Source organism: Pyxidicoccus caerfyrddinensis, from assembly GCF_010894405.1.
GTDB lineage: Bacteria > Myxococcota > Myxococcia > Myxococcales > Myxococcaceae > Myxococcus > Myxococcus caerfyrddinensis.
Map to the genome: position 1 here is coordinate 362,686 of NZ_JAAIYA010000007.1, position 18,396 is coordinate 381,081.

14 protein-coding genes are annotated in these 18,396 nt (G+C 66.4%); 8 read left to right on the top strand and 6 right to left on the bottom strand.

Annotation, left to right across the window (positions count from 1 at the left end; translation table 11 throughout):
• Nucleotides 1–163: 163 nt before the first annotated feature.
• The 5 genes from G4D86_RS19230 (at nucleotide 164) to G4D86_RS19250 (ending at nucleotide 7,330) form a co-directional block, all read left to right on the top strand.
• Nucleotides 164–2,227 (top strand): PrkA family serine protein kinase, encoded by a 2,064-nt coding sequence (locus G4D86_RS19230; RefSeq protein ID WP_163995427.1) that lies wholly within the window; start codon nucleotides 164–166, stop codon nucleotides 2,225–2,227.
• A gap of 25 nt (nucleotides 2,228–2,252) precedes the next feature.
• Nucleotides 2,253–3,362, top strand: coding sequence for a DUF444 family protein (locus G4D86_RS19235; protein ID WP_163995428.1), 1,110 nt, complete (start codon nucleotides 2,253–2,255; stop codon nucleotides 3,360–3,362).
• Nucleotides 3,363–3,395: 33 nt separating this feature from the next.
• On the top strand, nucleotides 3,396–4,889 hold the full coding sequence (locus tag G4D86_RS19240) for a SpoVR family protein (RefSeq protein ID WP_163995429.1): 1,494 nt from the start codon (nucleotides 3,396–3,398) through the stop codon (nucleotides 4,887–4,889).
• A gap of 159 nt (nucleotides 4,890–5,048) precedes the next feature.
• On the top strand, nucleotides 5,049–6,245 hold the full coding sequence (locus tag G4D86_RS19245; protein WP_163995430.1) for a M23 family metallopeptidase: 1,197 nt from the start codon (nucleotides 5,049–5,051) through the stop codon (nucleotides 6,243–6,245).
• A gap of 17 nt (nucleotides 6,246–6,262) precedes the next feature.
• Complete coding sequence (locus G4D86_RS19250; RefSeq protein ID WP_163995431.1) at nucleotides 6,263–7,330, top strand: class I SAM-dependent methyltransferase; 1,068 nt, start codon at nucleotides 6,263–6,265, stop codon at nucleotides 7,328–7,330.
• 25 nt (nucleotides 7,331–7,355) lie between these two features.
• On the opposite strand, the gene G4D86_RS19255 is transcribed toward G4D86_RS19250, so the two are convergent.
• Nucleotides 7,356–7,943 carry a TIGR02265 family protein gene (locus G4D86_RS19255; RefSeq protein ID WP_163995432.1) on the bottom strand — a complete coding sequence of 196 codons (588 nt, stop codon included), beginning with the start codon at nucleotides 7,941–7,943 and terminating at the stop codon, nucleotides 7,356–7,358.
• Between the two features lie 147 nt (nucleotides 7,944–8,090).
• Here G4D86_RS19255 and G4D86_RS19260 point away from each other — a divergent pair, with 147 nt between their 5' ends.
• The 3 genes from G4D86_RS19260 to G4D86_RS19270 all read left to right on the top strand — a co-directional run bounded on the left by G4D86_RS19260 (nucleotide 8,091) and on the right by G4D86_RS19270 (nucleotide 13,061).
• Nucleotides 8,091–10,595: a glycogen/starch/alpha-glucan phosphorylase gene (locus tag G4D86_RS19260; RefSeq protein WP_163995433.1), complete on the top strand. Its 2,505-nt coding sequence runs from the start codon at nucleotides 8,091–8,093 to the stop codon at nucleotides 10,593–10,595.
• Nucleotides 10,596–10,856: 261 nt separating this feature from the next.
• Nucleotides 10,857–11,966, top strand: coding sequence for an esterase/lipase family protein (locus G4D86_RS19265; RefSeq protein ID WP_163995434.1), 1,110 nt, complete (start codon nucleotides 10,857–10,859; stop codon nucleotides 11,964–11,966).
• Nucleotides 11,967–11,984: 18 nt separating this feature from the next.
• Nucleotides 11,985–13,061: a hypothetical protein gene (locus G4D86_RS19270; RefSeq protein WP_163995435.1), complete on the top strand. Its 1,077-nt coding sequence runs from the start codon at nucleotides 11,985–11,987 to the stop codon at nucleotides 13,059–13,061.
• Nucleotides 13,062–13,129: 68 nt separating this feature from the next.
• Here the strand turns inward: G4D86_RS19270 and G4D86_RS19275 are convergent, their stop codons facing one another.
• From G4D86_RS19275 to G4D86_RS19295, 5 genes are all read right to left on the bottom strand, one after another.
• Nucleotides 13,130–13,897, bottom strand: a complete 768-nt coding sequence (locus tag G4D86_RS19275; RefSeq protein WP_163995436.1) for a hypothetical protein — start codon at nucleotides 13,895–13,897, stop codon at nucleotides 13,130–13,132.
• A complete protein-coding gene (locus tag G4D86_RS19280; RefSeq protein ID WP_163995437.1) occupies nucleotides 13,894–14,481 on the bottom strand; it encodes an imm11 family protein in 588 nt (195 codons plus the stop codon). The genes G4D86_RS19275 and G4D86_RS19280 overlap by 4 nt, the downstream gene beginning before the upstream one ends.
• Before the next feature lie 17 nt (nucleotides 14,482–14,498).
• The gene (locus G4D86_RS19285) at nucleotides 14,499–15,443 is read right to left on the bottom strand and encodes an AHH domain-containing protein (protein ID WP_163995438.1); all 945 of its coding nucleotides are present in this window, start codon (nucleotides 15,441–15,443) and stop codon (nucleotides 14,499–14,501) included.
• A 21-nt stretch (nucleotides 15,444–15,464) separates the two neighbouring features.
• Nucleotides 15,465–16,358: a hypothetical protein gene (locus tag G4D86_RS19290; protein ID WP_163995439.1), complete on the bottom strand. Its 894-nt coding sequence runs from the start codon at nucleotides 16,356–16,358 to the stop codon at nucleotides 15,465–15,467.
• A 481-nt stretch (nucleotides 16,359–16,839) separates the two neighbouring features.
• Nucleotides 16,840–18,267 carry a sugar porter family MFS transporter gene (locus G4D86_RS19295; protein ID WP_163995440.1) on the bottom strand — a complete coding sequence of 476 codons (1,428 nt, stop codon included), beginning with the start codon at nucleotides 18,265–18,267 and terminating at the stop codon, nucleotides 16,840–16,842.
• Nucleotides 18,268–18,396: the final 129 nt, after the last annotated feature.

Genomic DNA, 18,396 nt, shown 5'->3' on the forward strand with positions numbered 1-18,396 from the left:
CGGTCCCACTCCGCGGCGGGGTCCCGAAGGGGCAGCAGGGCTGTTTGTGCCTGGGACCTCGGCGGGGTGGTTGTGGAATGGCAGTCCAGCCCTCCAGGTTCACCACTATGGCCCCCTGTCGGCGCGGCTCATCCGCGCCCCGGGGCGGCCCCGAGGGAGAGACATGAAGGACGCTGAGAAGGTTTCGTGGGTCTCCAGAATCGCCGCGCTCCAGGACGCGAAGACCTACGCTGAGCTCACCTGGGACGGCTCGTTCGAGGACTACCTCGAAATCGTCCGCAAGAACCCCAAGGTCACCCGCACCGCCTTCCAGAGGATCTACGACATGATCCTCAGCCACGGGAAGACGGAGTACATCGACAACAAGAAGAAGCTCATCCGCTATCACTTCTTCAGCGACGAGAAGTTCGGCGGCCGCGACGCCATCTTCGGCCTCGACGTCCCGCTCATGAAGCTCGTCAACGTCTTCAAGTCCGCCGCCCAGGGCTACGGCACCGAGAAGCGCGTCATCCTCCTCCACGGCCCCGTCGGCTCGTCCAAGTCCACCATCGCCCGCCTGCTCAAGAAGGGCATGGAGGACTACTCCAAGACGCCGGACGGCGCCGCGTACACCTTCTCCTGGACCACCGACCGCAAGCTGCCCGACGGCACCACGGTGAAGGAGAAGATGAAGTGCCCGATGAACGAGGAGCCGCTCAACCTCATCCCGCGTGAGTGGCGCCCGAAGATCTACGCAGAGATTTCCCCGCCGGAGAGCGGCTACACCATCCCCGACGGCTCCGAGCTGTGCCCCGCCTGCCGCTTCGTCTTCAAGGACCTGATGACCCAGTACCAGGGCGACTTCGCCAAGGTCATGGGCCACATCCGCGTCAACCGCCTCGTCTTCAGCGAGAAGGACCGCGTCGGCATCGGCACGTTCCAGCCCAAGGACGAGAAGAATCAGGACTCCACCGAGCTCACCGGTGACATCAACTACCGGAAGATCGCCGAGTACGGCTCCGACTCCGACCCGCGCGCCTTCAACTTCGACGGCGAGTTCAACATCGCCAACCGCGGCATCATCGAGTTCGTCGAGGTCCTGAAGCTCGACGTCGCGTTCCTCTACGACCTGCTCGGCGCGTCGCAGGAGCACAAGATCAAGCCGAAGAAGTTCCCTCAGACGGACATCGACGAGGTCATCCTCGGCCACACCAACGAGCCCGAGTACAAGAAGCTCGAGAACAACGAGTTCATGGAGGCCTTGCGAGACCGTACGGTGAAGATTGACATCCCGTACATCACCAAGCTGTCCGAGGAGGTGAAGATCTACGAGAAGGACTTCAACTCCCGGGCCATCAAGGGCAAGCACATCGCTCCGCACACGCTGGAGATGGCCGCCATGTGGGCCGTCCTCACGCGCCTGGAGGAGCCCAAGAAGCACAACCTCTCGCTCCTGCAGAAGCTCAAGCTCTACAACGGCAAGACGCTCCCCAACTTCACCGAAGACAACATCAAGGAGCTGCGCAAGGAGAGCAACCGCGAGGGCCTGGAGGGCATCTCCGCCCGCTACATCCAGGACAAGATCTCCAACGCCCTGGTCAGCGACAAGGGCGAGGGCTGCATCAACCCCTTCATGGTCCTCAACGAGCTGGAGGCCGGCCTCAAGACGCACTCGCTCATCAACAGCGAGGATGCGCGCAAGCGGATGAAGGAGCTGCTCACCTCCGTGAAGCAGGAGTACGAGGACATCGTCAAGAACGAGGTCCAGCGCGCCATCTCCGCGGACGAAGACGCCATCAGCAAGCTGTGCGGCAACTACATCGACAACATCAAGGCCTACACCCAGAAGGAGAAGGTCAAGAACAAGTACACCGGCCTGTACGAGGAGCCCGATGAGCGCCTCATGCGCTCCATCGAGGAGAAGATCGACATCCCCGACAGCCGCAAGGACGACTTCCGCCGCGAAATCATGAACTACATCGGCGCGCTGGCCGTCGAAGGGAAGACCTTCAACTACCGGACCAATGAGCGGCTCCACAAGTCACTGGAGCTGAAGCTGTTCGAGGACCAGAAGGACAGCATCAAGCTCAAGAACCTCGTCTCCTCCGTCGTGGACAAGGAGACCCAGGAGAAGATCGACCTGGTGAAGGACCGGATGATGAAGAACTACGGCTACTGCGAGATCTGCTCCACGGACGTCCTCAACTTCGTGGCCAGCATCTTCGCCCGAGGCGACGCGAAGGAGTAACACCCCAGGAAAGAGGCGAGCCGTCGTGACCTTGAAGATCCACCAGGACCACTCCCGCTTCAAACAGATCGTCCGCGGCAAGATAAAGGCCAACCTGCGCAAGTACGTGCAGAAGGGCGAGATGCTGGGGAAGAAGGGGAAGGACGCCATCTCCATCCCCATTCCGTTCATCGACATTCCCCGCTTCAAGTACGGCCACAAGGAGCAGGGCGGTGTCGGGCAGGGAGATGGAGAGGTGGGTCAGCAGCTCGGCCCCGGGGCCGTCGAGCCCGGGGAGGGCCACCAGGCGGGACAAGGCGAGGGCGACCACGCCCTCGAGGTGGATGTCACCCTCGACGAGCTCGCCCAGATTCTGGGTGAGGAGCTGCAGCTGCCCAACATCGAGCGGCGGCAGAACGAAAAAATCGTCACGCAGAAGATCCGCTACACCGGCATCAACACCACCGGTCCGGAGTCGCTGCGCCACTTCAAGCGCACCTACAAACAGGCCCTGCGGCGTCAGATTGCCGCGGGGACGTATGACCCGAACCGGCCCATCATCGTCCCCATGCGCGAGGACCGGCGCTACCGCAGCTACAAGCTGCAGAACCTGCCGGAGACCAACGCGGTCATCATCTACATGATGGACGTGTCCGGCTCCATGGGTGACGAGCAGAAGGAGATCGTCCGCATCGAGAGCTTCTGGCTCGATACGTGGCTGCGCCATCAGTACAAGGGTTTGGAGTCGCGCTACATCATCCACGACGCCGTGGCCCGCGAGGTGGACCGGGACACCTTCTTCCACACCCGCGAGTCCGGCGGGACGATGATCTCCAGCGCGTACAAGCTCTGCCGCGACATCATCCTCGCGGACTACCCGAAGAGCGCGTGGAACATCTACCCGTTCCACTTCAGCGACGGTGACAACTGGAGCGCGGACGACACGCGCCAGTGCATCGACATGCTGCGCAACGACGTGCTGCCCAACGTCAACCAGTTCGCCTACGGCCAGGTGGAGTCGCCCTACGGCAGCGGGCAGTTCATCAAGGACCTGCGCGAGGCGGTGGGGGACACGCCCAACGTCGCGCTGAGCGAGATTGCGGACAAGGACGCCATCTACGCGTCCATCAAGGACTTCCTCGGCAAGGGCCGCTGACGCGGACTCGACGCCCACCGGAGCGATTGCCCCATGCCCAAGAGCCTGACACCCCGCCTCGCCGCGCTCAGGGACGAAATCCACGGCTACGCCAAGGAGTTCGGCCTCGACTTCTTCGACACCATCTTCGAGATGGTGTCCTACGACGAGATGAACATGGTGGCCGCCTACGGCGGCTTCCCCACGCGCTACCCGCACTGGCGCTGGGGCATGGAGTACGAGCAGCTGGCGAAGGGGTACGAGTACGGGCTGAGCAAGATCTACGAGCTCGTCATCAACAATGACCCCTGCTACGCCTACTTGATGGAGAGCAACCCGGAGGTGGACCAGAAGCTCGTCATGGCCCACGTCTACGGACACTGCGACTTCTTCAAGAACAACTTCTCCTTCCGGCACACCAACCGCCGGATGATTGATGACATGGCCAACCACGCCACCCGGGTGCGCAGGTGGGTGGACAAGATTGGTGTGGAGAAGGTCGAGGACTTCATCGACCGGACGCTGAGCCTCGAAAACCTCATCGACCAGCACGCGCCGCACATCCGCCGCAACCCGGACCCGAAGAAGGCCGAGGAAGAGGTCAAGGCCAACGAGCGCGTGGAGGGCTTCAAGGTGGGCCGCGAGTACATGCGCGGCTTCATCAACCCCTCCGAGTTCCTGGACTCCCAGCGCAAGCGGGTGGAGGACGAGAAGCTCCGCGCGAAGAAGTTCCCCGAGCGCGCGCAGCGCGACGTGCTGCTGTTCCTCCTGGAGCACGCGCCGCTGGAGCCGTGGGAGTCGGACATCCTCGCGATTCTCCGCGACGAGGCCTACTACTTCGCGCCCCAGGGCCAGACCAAAATCATGAACGAGGGGTGGGCCAGCTACTGGCACTCCACCATCATGACGCGGCGGGCCCTCAGGGACGACGAAATCATCGACTACGCGGACCACCACTCCGGCACCATGGGGACGCGCCCCGGGGCCATCAACCCGTACAAGCTCGGCATCGAGCTGTGGCGGGACATCGAGGACCGGTGGAACAAGGGCCGCTTCGGCAAGGAGTGGGACGAGTGCGATGACCTCCGCGCGCGCCGCTCCTGGGACAAGAAGCTGGGCGCCGGCCGCGAGAAGATCTTCGAGGTCCGCAAGCACTACAACGACATCACCTTCATCGACACGTTCCTCACGGCCGAGTTCGCGATGGAGCAGAAGCTCTTCGTGTATGGCTTCAATGACAAGCGCAACTCGTGGGAAATCATGGACCGCGAGTTCCGCAAGGTGAAGAGCAAGCTGCTCCAGGGCCTCACCAACTTCGGCCAGCCCATCATCGAGGTGGTGGACGGCAACCATGAGAACCGCGGGGAGATGCTGCTCGCGCACAAGCACGACGGGCAGGACCTCAAGGGCGACTACGCCCGCGAGACGCTCCGCAACCTCCAGTCCCTCTGGCGCCGCCCCGTCAACATCATCACCCGCTACGACAACAAGGGCATGATGCTGCGCTTCGACGGCACGACGCACTCGGAGAAGAAGGTGGAGCTCTAGCCCTCCGGGCGGTTCAGCCTCGCGGTAAGAATTTCATGTCCGGCCGTGCGGGGGGCCCTACCCGGCGGGTTCCTGGCCTGTCGGGCGGGCGAGCGCGGGAATTGTCGGGACGGCAGTTGGGCGCGGGCGCGAGTGTCCACTAGACTCGCTCCCCGCCCCATGCGACTCGCCCCCCTGCTCTGCCTGGCCGCCCTGCTGGCTGCCTCCGTCTCCGAAGCCAGCACCCGTTACGTCATCAAGAACCGCCGCATCGAGCCGCGCCAGAACCTCGCGCAGGCGCTGCACGATGCGCAGCTGCCGGACACGCAGGTGACGGCCGTCATCTCCGCGCTGGAGGGCGTGTTCGACTTCCGCAAGTCCCGCGTGGGCGACCAGTTCCGGCTCGTCATCCGCGGCGGGGAGCTGGACTTCTTCGACTACCGCCAGAGCCTGGTGGACGAGTGGCAGGTGCGCCGCGACGGCGAGAAGTACGTGGGCAGCAAGCGCGCCATCGAGGTGGAGAAGCAGGTGTCCGTCGTCACGCTGGACATCAACTCCTCGCTGTACGAGGCGGCCATCGAAGCGGGTGAGGACCCGGCCATCGGCATGGTGCTGGCGGACGTGTTCGCCTGGGACATCGACTTCTACCGCGACGTGCGCAAGGGCGACCGGGCGCGCGCGCTGGTGGAGAAGTTCGTCTCCAAGGGCCGCGTGCTGCGCTACGGCGAGGTGCTGGCGGCCACCTACGCGGGCGGCCTCGTGGGCAACAAGGAGGTCTTCCGCTACCTGCTGCCGGACGGCCAGCCCAACTTCTTCACCAAGGATGGCTCCAGCGCGAAGAAGACCTTCCTCAAGAGCCCCCTCAAGTACGCCCACGTCACCAGCAAGTTCGGCAGCCGCTTCCACCCGGTGCTCCAGTACATGAAGGCGCACAACGGCGTGGACTACGGCACGCCCATCGGCACCCCGGTGTGGGCGGTGGCGGACGGCACGGTGACGCAGGCGGGCAACGCGGGCGCCGCCGGCAACATGGTGGTCATCCGCCACGCCAACGGCTTCGAGACGCAGTACATGCACCTGTCGCGCTTCGGCGACGGCATCCGCGCCGGCGCGCGCATCCGCCAGAAGCAGGTGATTGCGTACTCCGGCAACACCGGCCGCTCCACCGGGCCGCACCTGCACTTCGGCCTCAAGCGCAACGGCGGCTACACCAACCCGCTCAACCAGGTTTTCCCCCGCGCGGACCCGCTGCCCAAGACGCTGCTGCCGGACTTCCTGGCGAAGGCGCACGAGCTGGCGGCGCAGATGGAGGCCGTGTCCGTGGCCGCGGTGGCCGGTCAGGCCGCCAGCGCTCCCGTCGCACCCACGCAGCCATAGCCCCTCGTAGGAGGCCTATGTCCTCCGTCGCCGACTTCATTGCGTTGTCGGAGCAGCTCCACACCGAGCTCCTCGGCCTGGATGAGGAGCTGTCGCACGGCCTGCCGGATCGGCTGTCGCGCTTCCCCAGGGACCCGGAGCAGCGCCGCGCCGTCCAGCGTGAGCAGGCGGAGGCGCTGCGGCGCATCCTCCCGGTGCTCACCTCCCGCCTGGACGCGGCCTACGCGCGCCTGACGGCGCTGGACGCCAGCATGTCCGACGAGGAGCGGGAGGCCGCGCTGGAGCACCACCGCGCGCGCGTGCAGCCCTTCTTCCTCCAGTGTCCCTTCATCCGCCGCTCCGCGGACAAGCCCCTGGGCTACCCCGGGGACTACCTGATGGTGGAGATGCTCTTCAACGAGCAGGACGAGGGCGTCTCCACCTTCGCCCGTCTGCTGTCGCGCTATGCGCTCCAGTGCGGCCCCGCCCGCGCGCACCGCGCCCGCCCGCCCTGGCTGCTCGGGCACCTGCGCCAGCACGAGCTGGAGGTGGGCCGCCCGCTGCGCGTGCTGTCCTTCGCCTGCGGGCCGGAGCACACGCTGCGCGAGTACGCCACCGCCGGGGCCTCGGGCCACTTCACCCTCTGCGACTTCGACCCGGCGCCGCTGGAGCACTGCCGCCGCCAGTTCCAGGTGCTCACCCGGCGCGCGGCGCCGCCCCCGCCCACGGTGGACTACGTCCAGCTGTCCACCTACCAGCTGCTGAAACAGAAGGACCTGCGGGAGCAGCTCCGCCACCCGGAAGGCCACGACGTGCTCGTGGTGGCCGGACTGCTGGACTACCTCAAGGCCCCCGTCGCCGAGCGCTTCCTGGACATCCTCACGCCCCTGGTGGCACCGGGCGGGCGCGTGCTGCTGACCAACCTCCACGCCCACAACCCGTGGCGGGCCTTCATGGAGTACGTGGGGGACTGGAGCGTGCTGCACCGGGAGCGGCAGGAGTTCCAGGCCTTGTGCGAGGGCCGCCCGGAGCGGGGCCTGGCCACGCTCGAGCTGACGAGCGACGCCTCGGACACCAACCTCTTCTGGGCCGGGCGGCGGGGCTGAAGCGACCGGCGGCCCGCCGGGACGACTACCACCGCACCAGGAACTCCGAGTGGTCCAGCGCGCAGGCGGTGCCTTCCACCGCGCTCTGCTCGCCGCCGCCCACGGCCACCAGCGCGGCCCTCAGGCTGCCCTCGTGGAACAGCATGGGCTGCATGTCCCCGCGGAAGACAATCTTCACCCGCCGGCCCTCCATGGGCTCGCAGTCGTGGGAGCCGTAGCTGACCAGCGTGCGGTACACGGTGGGCGTGCTGGCGAAGGCGCGCTTCGGGTCTCCCCGGCCCACCAGCTTGGTCAGCGTGTTGCCCACGTGCGACTCGAAGAAGCCGCTGACGGTGGCCGCACCGCAGGCGCGGAAGGCGTCATCCACCGAGGCGCAGTGCGGCTCCAGCACGTCCACCGCGGCGTAGAGCAGGTGGAGGAAGTCCGCCGCCGGGTAGGAGAAGAAGTCGATGGGCCTCTTCATCTTCACCAGGTCCGCCAGCCGGGCCACGGCCTCGCTGCCCGCCCGCTGCGAAACGAGGGTGAGGACGGAGTTGAAGATGAAGCCCCGCACGGTGTGGTCGGGGCGCGTCAGCGCGATCCGCTGGGCAAGTTCGCTCTTGTCGCTGGGCATCGAGGAGGGGTCTCCAAGCTGTGGAGTGCAGGCCCGCTGACCTTGCAGGCGTCTTGTACCAGACTCACGACACGGCAGTAGAGCCCATGGCTCCAATCGCGATAAATGAAGGTCTTCCGGAGGACTCCCTACCCGATGGCTGAATCCATGAGGACGCAGACCCCTGTCACGCAGCCCCGCGCCGCGCAGGCCGGACCGACCGATGACAGCGGCCGCACCGGTGAGGACGCGGCCAGCATGCGCCGCTCCTTCCTGGACCACGTCCGCTACTCGCGTGGCAAGAACTACGAGACCTCCACCCCGCATGACCGCTTCATGGCGCTCTCGCTCGCGGTCCGCGACAGGCTCGCGGACCGGTGGGTGAAGACGGCGCGCACCTACTACGAGCAGGACGTGAAGCGGGCGTACTACCTGTCCGCGGAGTACCTGCTGGGTCGAGCGCTGGGCAACAACCTGCTGAGCCTGGGCATGCACGACGCCGCCTCCGAGTGCATGCGCGAGGTAGGGGTGGACCTCACCAACCTGCTGGAGATGGAGCCCGACGCCGGCCTGGGCAACGGCGGCCTGGGGCGCCTCGCCGCGTGCTTCCTGGACTCGCTGGCCACGCTCGCCTACCCCGGCATGGGGTACGGCATCCGCTACGAGTTCGGCATCTTCACGCAGGACATCGTCGACGGCTACCAGGTGGAGCGCGCCGACGAGTGGCTCAAGTTCGGCAACCCGTGGGAAATCGTCCGGCCGGAGAAGGCGGTGCCGGTGCGCTTCTTCGGGCGCGTGGAGCACCACCAGGGCCCCGACGGCCGCCCCGTGGCCCGCTGGGTGGGTGGCAAGACGGTGGTGGGTGTCCCCTATGACACGCCCATCGCCGGCTACCACAACAACACCGTCAACACGCTGCGCCTGTGGCAGGCGCGCGCGTCGGAAGAGTTCGACCTGCTCTTGTTCAACGCGGGCGACTACGAGCGCTCGGTGGTGGAGAAGAACGACTCGGAGGTCATCTCCAAGGTCCTCTACCCCAACGACGCCTTCCAGGCCGGCAAGGAGCTGCGCCTCAAGCAGCAGTACTTCTTCGTCGCCTGCTCCATCGCGGACATCGTCCGGCGCTACCTGAAGAACCACACCGACTTCAAGGACTTCCCCAGCAAGGCGGCCATCCAGCTCAACGACACGCACCCGGCCATCGGCGTGGCGGAGCTGATGCGCGTGCTGGTGGACGAGAAGCGGTTGGTCTGGGACGAGGCGTGGGGGATTACGCAGGCGGTGTTCGGCTACACCAACCACACGCTGCTGGCCGAGGCGATGGAGAAGTGGCCGGCCACGCTCTTCGAGCGGCTGCTGCCGCGCCACCTGGAAATCATCTACGAAATCAACCAGCGCTTCCTGCGCCAGGTGCAGATCCGCTACCCGTACGACGTGGAGAAGATGCAGCGGATGAGCCTGGTGGAGGAAGGCCCGGAGAAGAAGATCCGCATGGCCCACCTCGCGGTGGTGGGCAGCCACAGCGTCAACGGCGTGGCCGCGCTGCACACGGACCTGCTGCGCCGGGACGTGCTGACGGACTTCGCCACCATGTACCCGGAGCGGTTCAACAACAAGACCAACGGCGTCACCCCGCGCCGCTGGCTGGCGTGGTGCAACCCGCGGCTGTCCAAGCTGATTACGTCGCGCATCGGCGACGGCTGGGCCACGGACCTGGACCAGCTCCGCAAGCTGGAGCCGCACGCGGAAGACCCGGCGTTCCGCAAGGCCTTCCGGGACGTGAAGCGCGCCAACAAGGAAGACCTGTCCCAGTACATCCGGGACTTGCGCTGGGTGCAGCTCAACCCGGACGCAATCTTCGACGTGCAGATCAAGCGCCTGCACGAGTACAAGCGCCAGCTGCTCAACGCCGTCCACATCGTCGCGCTGTGGATGAAGGCCCGCAGGGACCCGTCCTCCATCATCCACCCGCGCGCGTTCATCTTCGGCGCCAAGGCGGCGCCGGGCTACCACCTGGCGAAGCTGACCATCCGCCTCATCAACGGCATCGCCGAGGTGGTGAACAGCGACGCGGGCACCACGGGGCTCCAGGTGGTGTTCGCGCCCAACTACCGGGTGAGCCTGGCCGAGCGCATCATCCCGGCGGCGGACGTGTCCGAGCAGATTTCGACCGCGGGCATGGAGGCGTCCGGCACGGGCAACATGAAGCTGATGCTCAACGGCGCGCTGACGCTGGGCACGCTGGACGGCGCCAACGTGGAGATTCGCGACGCGGTGGGCGATGAGAATTTCTTCCTCTTCGGCCTCACGGCGGACGAGGTCATCGCCCGCAAGCGCGAGGGCTACCGCCCGCGCGACGAGTACAACCGGCACCTGGAGCTGCGCGAGGCGCTGGACCTCATCTCCACGGGCTTCTTCTCGCCCGAGGACAAGCACCTCTTCAAGCCGCTGGTGGACAGCCTCCTCGACGAGGACCGCTACTTCGTGCTCGCCGACTTCATGTCGTACATGGCGAAGCAGGACGAAGTCGTCCGCGCCTACCAGGACACGGAGGGCTGGGCGAAGAAGTGCATCATCAACGTCGCCCGCGGCGGCATCTTCTCCTCGGACCGCACCATCAAGCAGTACGCCGAGGAGATCTGGCACATCCAGAAGACGCCCGTGGAGCCGTGACGGGCGGGCCGGCCGGCCGCGGGTGAGACACGGAACACCCTGACGCGGTGCGCGATATCGCACCGCGGGGCGAGGCGCCTGTCCTTTGACGCACAGCGCCACGCGATAACACAGCGCACCGTATTGACTGGAAAATCAATCGCGGGCACTAACACTCCCGGTGTTCCGGTTTCTCCTTCCTGTTCTGGAAGGCCCGGACACGCCTGGGATTGCTCCCTTCCGCAGTGCGCAGTGCTTCGTTCCCCCCGTGCAGGAGTCCGTATGAAGCAGCAGCGCCCGCTGTTCCTGGCCGTCCTGGCCGTCCTTGGTCTGTCCCTCCCGGCTTCGGCCGCGGCGGAGCGGACCACCTATCCCGTCGTCTTCGCGCATGGCCTCGGCGGCTTCGACGACATCCTCGGCCTCGACTACTGGGGTGACGACTACGGCACCTTCGTCGGGGACCCGTGCAACGAGTTCCTCGAGGTGAGCTGCAACGGCGACATCGACAACGGACAGCAGTCGTTCGTCGCCGCGGTGCAGCCGCTGCAGAGCTCGGATGTCCGCGGCCTGGACCTGGCCAACGACATCGAGAGCTACATGACCACGAAGGGCGTCCGGTACGTCAACCTCGTGGGCCACTCGCAGGGTGGCATCGACGCGCGCAAGGCCGCGCGCGTGCTGCGCGAGCGCAAGGGCTACGCGGTGGTGAAGGTGCTCTTGAGCATCTCCTCGCCGCACCGGGGCTCGCCGGTGGCCAAGTTCATCCTCGACCTGGGCCCCGGCGTCACCAGCGTCATCGACGCGCTGTTCCGCATCTACGGCGACGTCGTCTACGGGCCGGGCAATGACGGCTACGCGGCCACCAAGGCGCTCGTCTACAACGACTATGACGCCAACGACGGCAAGGCGACGGGCGCGAAGCTCTTCAACCAGAACTACCCGATCAGCGCCTCCTACGCGTCCCACTACGCGTCCATCATGACGGCCCAGTCCGGCCTCAGCGTGAATCCCGCGCTGTACCTGCTGCGCGGCTTCTTCTTCGACATCGACGGAGACGGCTACTGCGTCGACGACTGCGAGAATGACGGCGCCGCGGGCAAGGGCGACGGCTGGAAGCAGGAGGATGACGACGACGGCCTGGTGGGTATCAACTCGCAGCAGATGGGCTACCGGCTGCACTACACCGACCAGCTGTTCGTGCTGAACTCGCTCAGCATCGACTCCGCGATGGGCTACGTCTCCAACATCAACGCGCCCAGCTCGCTCCAGATGACGTCCTCGTCGTCGCTCATCAACCAGGACCACCTGGATGTCATCGGCCTGGGGCCGGACACGTTCGACGAGATGGAGTTCTACGCGGCCATCTTCAATTACGTCGCGAAGAACGACTAGCCGCACGGGAGGGACGGGATGCGAACGCGGACGAAGGTGATGCTGGGCGGCGTGGTGGCGGTGCTCGGACTGCTGGCCAGCGTGGCGCTCCTCGCGCCGGGCCAGGCGGCCGTGGAGCCCACACCCGCCCGTCCCTCTTCCCCGGACCCCCGTCCGCGGGCCGCCCTCCCCTCCCCCGCGCCGCTGGCCACCACCGCCAGCGGCGCCGCCGGGGCCGCCCCCGCCGCGTCCCCCCAGGAGTCCGGGGACGCGGAGCTGGAGGCGCTCGTCACCGCCATGCGCGAGCGCTATGGCGCGCGGCTGGACGAGCCGTCCGTGCAGATGCGCATGCTGGAAGACCTGATGCGCTTCTTCCAGAAGCGCAGCCCGGACCACTGGCGCGAGGAGCTGCTGGCCTTCCTGAAGAAGGCCTTCCCCGAGCGGTACGAGGAGCTGGCCGCCATGCTCCGCAACCGCGAGGACTACGAGAAGTGGGTGAAGGACAATGACGCGTACCTGCGCGGGCTCGGCGAGAAGGAGCGCCGCGCCGCCGTCTGGGACGCGCGCAACCGGCTCTTCGGCAAGGACGTCGCGGAGCGCCTGTGGGCCGCCGAGCTGAAGAACCAGGCCCTCGCGGACACGCTGCGCTCGCTCGACACGCTGGAGGGCGCCACCGTCACGGAGAAGCTGTCCACGTACAAGCAGGCGCTCAAGGAGACCCACGGCGTGGCGGCCGACGCGTTCCTCGCCCGGCACCAGCAGGAATTGATGAACCGCTTCCTGGACCTGTCCTCCATCCAGCGTGAGCTGACGCAGATGCCGCCCGCGGAGCGCTCGCAGAACCTGCGCGCCATCCGCAAGGAGATGGGGATGGACGAGGAGGCGCTCCAGCGCTGGGACTCGCTGGACAGGACGCGCGACACGCGCTGGGACGCGGGCGCCCGGTACATGGCGGAGCGCGCGACGCTGGCGAAGGAGCTGTCCGGCGAGGCGCTGGAGACGCGCCTCCAGGAGGTGCGCACGCGCTACTTCGGCACCGAGGCGGACATCATCAGCCAGGAGGAGGCGGGAGGCTTCTTCCGCTACGAGCGCCCCCGGGTGTGGGGACGCAACTGAAGCGGGGCCGCGCCCGCTCATCCGATGAACACCGTGTGCCCGCTACACCCTGACGGCGAGCGCACACGTCAGCTTCCTGGCCTCTCCATGGGAACGCGGGCGAGCGGAGGGCAATATTTGAAGTACGCCTCGCGGATGGGAAGGCCCGCCCGCTCCCAGAGGCGCAGCAGGGCGAGCCCTTCGAACCAGAGGTACCGGTAGGGAGCGAGTTTCTCCGCCGAAGCCGTCATGGAGCGCGCCCGGGTCTCGATTTCCTCCTCGTGCAGGACGAGCAGCCTGCCGAATGCATCCGTGAGCGCATTCGCATCCGACGCGAGCAGGCTCCGGACCCAGGAACACCGGAGCTCATTCTCCTCCCCTCCCCGTTGCTCCAACTTCGCGAGCAGCCCGTCGATGCGCAAGCGCCCCTCGCCCCGGGCAAGCACGCACTCCTGGAGGAGGATGGCCCAGCTCGCATCGTCTTCGTACTCCTCGCCATCCTGCCAGGTGGTTGTCGACAGCGCGGCCACCTCACATGCCAGCTCCCAGTGTCCTGCAAGGACGGCCCCCAGCAGCGGCATGTTCCGGGTGACGGGAGGAGGCAGCCACCCATGGGAGTGCTGGTACTGCAACAGCCGGCGCCACTGCGAGGCGGCACGGCAGAGCTCCTCATGGAACACCTGTGGCTCACCTTCGACCAGCAGGGAGGCGGCGGCCAGCGTGTGCAGGTGCAGGCACAGCTCCTCGAACTGCCTCAGGGTCCTGTCACGACCTCGCCCCGGATCGATACGGGAGAGCAGGGAGTCGACTGCGTGGAGCGAGCGCTCCCCCTGCTCGGCGAGGTCGAGCCTGTTCATATATCAAACCCGTTCCACCCCTCCGCGGGGAAGGCCTTGAGTCCGGTCACCCCTGCTTGCACGAGCGCCTCATGGAGGGAGGCATGCATGAACAGCTCGCGCATGCTGGTCCGGGCCCGGAAGAGCAACGCGCCGGGCGCGACTCCGTCCTTCTGCACGGCCAGCCGCTTGATTCTGGATACCTGACTCTCGTCAAAAGGGCTGAGCTCATATTCGGACCGCTCCATGTCGATGATGTCCTGGACGTCCAGCACATTCACGATGCAGTGGTCCTTGGAAGCCACCTGTCCCTTGTGGTCCTGAAGGGTCACCGGCAGGAATTCGCACTGGCGCACCTCCAGCGCGGTGAGCACCTGCCGCACCCTTCCCGAGACGATGGGGAGGCTAAAGGTATTGGCGATGAAATCGAAGACCCGGATGTAGTCGGGGAAATCTTTCGAGAAGCCCATGACCCCACCGTGGGGGAAGTCCGCAGTCAGGGGGATGGCCTCGTAGAAGTCGGGCTTGCTCGGACTGTTGCTGGGCAGCTTTTCCAGCACCGCGCCCCCGTTCAAGCTCGAAGGAGTCAGGACCCAGTAGCTCATGGCACGAACCTCTCCTGTCATCTCAGGACCGCGAAGCGTCGCCGGGTGACCTTGCCCTTCTTGTCGGTCGTTGCGTAGCTGAAAGTACCGCCGTGCTCCTCGACGGCCTCCTCGTGAATATCCTCGAGAGCTGCTGCGATGGAGGCCGCGCTGAGGGCGATGACGAAGTCCCAGAACTCATCCTCGAGCTGGTAAAGGCTCTTCAGAACGGCCTTGAACATGGAGAGGTGCTCCTTCGCCTTCCTCGCCTTCTTGAAAACCCCCTCGAGCTCCGTCGACAGCCTTTCCATCCGCAACTTGACCCGAAAGGTGTAGTTGGGATGACTCGAGGAGTGCGCAATCAAACCGTGGACGGGCACATACCGGTCATCCGAGGGCAACATCATGATGTTGTGCCCGTTGTTGATGTTGTAGAACGAGCGATCGAGCACCTGCATCTGCTCCTCGGTGAACTTGGAGTTCTCCTCGGTGAAGGTGGACTCCGGGAGCAGGTGATGCGCCTGCCAGGGATAAGGGCGTCTCTGCCCGACGTCAGACAGATAGTAGAAGACTCCCGCGTCTCCTGGGAACTTGTCCCCTGCCTCGGGAAACGTGGCTACCTGTTTCCACCTTGTCTCGTCCGCCCAGACATACAGGGGTGGCTTGCACCCCTTGTATGACTGTCCATTGAAGACACCCAGGGTATTGAACAACGAGCGGCCGTAATCGCTGTATATCTTCTTCCGCGCGGCTGTCTGGAAGACGAACCTGGGGCCTCGGTATTGATAGTAGTCCCCTGTGGCGAGCATCGAGGTGACGGGCTGTTGCTTGTCCATGTGGAAGGACTTGGCGTCAGCGTGCTCCTGGATGAAGGAATCAGGGTAGCCCGCCTTCAGCTCCGGGAACTTGCTGTCCTCTGGAGGCTTGAGCGTCTTCCACTTCTTCTTCCGCTCCTGCTTGAGCTGGCTCTTGAGGCTCGACATGAGCAGTTCCCCTTCCCTGGCTTAGGACTCCGCTGAGACGAGGATGGCCGCGCGCTCGCCTCCGTCCGAGATTGAGACGACAAGGGGGGTCGGAGAAGGGCTGTAGCGGCGCTGCAGCCCACGCACCGCGGCACAGAGTCCGAGCGCTCCCGAAGCGGCTCCAGTCTCCCCGAAACCATCCGCAGGGAACCAGGAGGTCACCGCCTCACCGAGCCGCAGGGTGCGCAGTTGCACGAGCAACATGCCCCATTCCCTGGCCCGATACTCCTCACCATTGAGGTCCCCGATGAGAGCAAGGCGCTGCCCCTCCACTCCCGCGGCCCGAAGCGCGGAGGCCACGCACCCCGAGAGCACGCGCCCATCCGGCGGCAGCTCCGCACCTCGAAACCTCGAATCCTCCCCGAGCTCCACGGCGCGAATGACGATGCGCGGCTCGGGTCCACCGGGAGCGGAGACCTGACCTCGGGAGGTCAGCAAGAGCGCCACCGCCCCCTCGCCGGGAATGAAGCCCGTCGGCCTGTCCCCCTTCTTGAGCCTGCGTGCCTCCAGGAACTCCGGCAGCACATCGGGGCCCGCGAGACTGTCAACTGCGATGACCAGGCACGCCTGGCAGTGACGCTGGGCGACAGCGTCCACGGCCGCCCCCAGGGCCTGGGCGAACGCGGCATTCCCGCCGCCGAAGAAGCGCCAGGCGCCTCCCGTCCAACGAAGGCCCAGGCCCTTCAGCGCCCGCTCCATGACCCGACGCCCGAGGACCTGATACCTCCTGGGCTCATCCTCTTCGAGCTCGGGGCCTACGGGCATGGCGCGCTCCAAGGGGTCCGGCAGCGCCATGAAGAGGAGGGTGTCCGCGGGGAGCTGGGAAAGGTCCACCCGCGTCCCCAGGTCTTTCAGTGCTTCGCTGACGAGCGCCACCAATCTCCCGAGGTTCGAGAACCCCAGGGTCGCGATGAAGGCCTCACAACTCACGAGAGGTTGGGGGCGACTCTCACCCTCCACAGCACAGGTCAGGTAGGGAGAGGGGCTCCTGCGGGAGATACCCGCCCGAAGCGCGGCGCAACCCTGGATGAGTGCCCCCAAGGGGCTGACCATGCCAAGGGCCTGAATCACAGGGGCGCTCATTACGGCACCTCCGAGAGACGCTCAGTTCCATTCCACCATGTTGGGTTGAGCAGGCTGGCCCAGCTCCCGTCGCCGCGGACCTCGCTGCACGCGCCGCAGGTGGCTTTCCACGTCACCTGCGCCTGGAGGTAGCCATCGATGGCGCAGTTCGAGAACCCGTGAACGCATCATGCTTCGCATGCAGGCTCTCCAGGGATGAGGGCACGCTTGCCTCACGGAAAGCCTGACAGATGGTGGCGGTTGCCGCAAACGCCTCGAGGTCAGGAGTGTCACCTCACCCCATCTGCTCGAGCTCCTTCCCCTTCGTCTCGCGAATCTTCCGGACGGTGAAGTACACGGAGAACGCGGCGGCGGCGGTGTAGAGGCCATACGCCCAGCCGAGCCCCGCGCGCGCGAGGACGGGGAAGGTGGCGGTGACGACGAAGTTGGCCACCCACTGCGACATGGCCGCCAGCGACAGCGCCAGCGCGCGGATGCGGTTGGGGAATATCTCCCCCAGCAGCACCCAGACGACGGGGCCCCACGAGAAGCCGAAGAAGACGACGTACAGGTTCGCGGCCACCAGCGCGGCAAATCCCGGCGCGCCTTGCAGCACCGGGTTGCCCAGCGCGTCGTGCGGGGCGGTGGCGAACAGGAAGGCCAGCGTCCCGAGCGTGAGCGTCATCCCGAGCGAGCCCGCGAGGAGCAGCGGCTTGCGCCCGAGCCGGTCCACGAAGGCAATGGCGACGAGCGTGGTGAGGATGTTGGTGATGCTGGTGATGACGGTGATGAGCAGCGAGTCGTGCTCGGAGAAGCCCACCGCCTGCCAGAGCACGCTGGAGTAGTAGAAGATGACGTTGATGCCCACGAACTGCTGGAGCACCGCGAGGACGATGCCCACCCAGACGATGGGCAGCAGGCCGAAGCGGGGGCCCTTCAGGTCCGCGTGCTTCGGCGGCCGGTACTCGCGCAGCGACGCCCGGACCTCCACCAGCCGCATGGGGGCCGCGGAGCCCAGCATGTCCCGCAGCACGTCCAGGGCTTCCCGCTCACGCCCCTTCGCCACGAGGTAGCGCGGGGACTCGGGGATGATGAGCGCGCCAAGGCCATACGCCAGCGCGGGCGGCACGCCCGTCCAGAACATCCACCGCCAGGCGGCGAAGTCGAACCAGTGGGGATTGGCGGCCCCACCCGCACCCAGGCTGAGGGCGTAGTCCCCGAGCAGGGCCACGAAGATGCCCACCACAATCGCCATCTGCTGCAGCGAGCCGAGCCGGCCGCGCAGGTGGGCGGGCGCAATCTCCGCGATGTAGGCCGGTGCGACGACACTCGCGCCGCCCACGGCCACGCCGCCTACCAGGCGCCAGAGGCCCAGGTCCCACAACGAGAACGCGAACCCCGAGCCGAGCGCGCTGACGCCGAAGAGCGCGGACGCCACCATCATGGTGCGCGTCCGGCCGAAGCGGTCCGCCAGCCGACCGGCATAGAAGGCCCCTACCGCCGAGCCGAGCAGGGCCGAGGAGACACACAGGCCCAGCGCCCAACCGCCCGCGTTGAAGGTGGTCCGCAGCGCGCCGATGGCGCCGTTGATGACGGCGGTGTCGAAGCCGAAGAGGAAGCCGCCGAGCGCCGCCACCACAGTGACGAGGAAGACCCGCGTCGCGGAGACCCTGGGCGAGACTTCCGGCCGCCTGCCTGCCGGGAACTCCATCACCTCGGACATGCGTCGCGCCTCCCCGTGAAGGGTGAGGCTGGCTCCCGGCGGAAGGGAGCGCACCCGAGCCCCTCTCCATCAGGATAGGTCTCGCGCGCGAGGCGGCACGCACGGGAAGCGGGCTCCCCGAGGGTGGGC

Coding starts and splice junctions, on each gene's coding strand:
- G4D86_RS19230 (WP_163995427.1), top strand. CDS start 164: ATGAAGGACGCTGAGAAGGTTTCGTGGGTCTCCAGAATCGCCGCGCTC.
- G4D86_RS19240 (WP_163995429.1), top strand. CDS start 3,396: ATGCCCAAGAGCCTGACACCCCGCCTCGCCGCGCTCAGGGACGAAATC.
- G4D86_RS19245 (WP_163995430.1), top strand. CDS start 5,049: ATGCGACTCGCCCCCCTGCTCTGCCTGGCCGCCCTGCTGGCTGCCTCC.
- G4D86_RS19250 (WP_163995431.1), top strand. CDS start 6,263: ATGTCCTCCGTCGCCGACTTCATTGCGTTGTCGGAGCAGCTCCACACC.
- G4D86_RS19255 (WP_163995432.1), bottom strand. CDS start 7,943: ATGCCCAGCGACAAGAGCGAACTTGCCCAGCGGATCGCGCTGACGCGC.
- G4D86_RS19260 (WP_163995433.1), top strand. CDS start 8,091: ATGAGGACGCAGACCCCTGTCACGCAGCCCCGCGCCGCGCAGGCCGGA.
- G4D86_RS19265 (WP_163995434.1), top strand. CDS start 10,857: ATGAAGCAGCAGCGCCCGCTGTTCCTGGCCGTCCTGGCCGTCCTTGGT.
- G4D86_RS19270 (WP_163995435.1), top strand. CDS start 11,985: ATGCGAACGCGGACGAAGGTGATGCTGGGCGGCGTGGTGGCGGTGCTC.
- G4D86_RS19275 (WP_163995436.1), bottom strand. CDS start 13,897: ATGAACAGGCTCGACCTCGCCGAGCAGGGGGAGCGCTCGCTCCACGCA.
- G4D86_RS19280 (WP_163995437.1), bottom strand. CDS start 14,481: ATGAGCTACTGGGTCCTGACTCCTTCGAGCTTGAACGGGGGCGCGGTG.
- G4D86_RS19285 (WP_163995438.1), bottom strand. CDS start 15,443: ATGTCGAGCCTCAAGAGCCAGCTCAAGCAGGAGCGGAAGAAGAAGTGG.
- G4D86_RS19295 (WP_163995440.1), bottom strand. CDS start 18,267: ATGTCCGAGGTGATGGAGTTCCCGGCAGGCAGGCGGCCGGAAGTCTCG.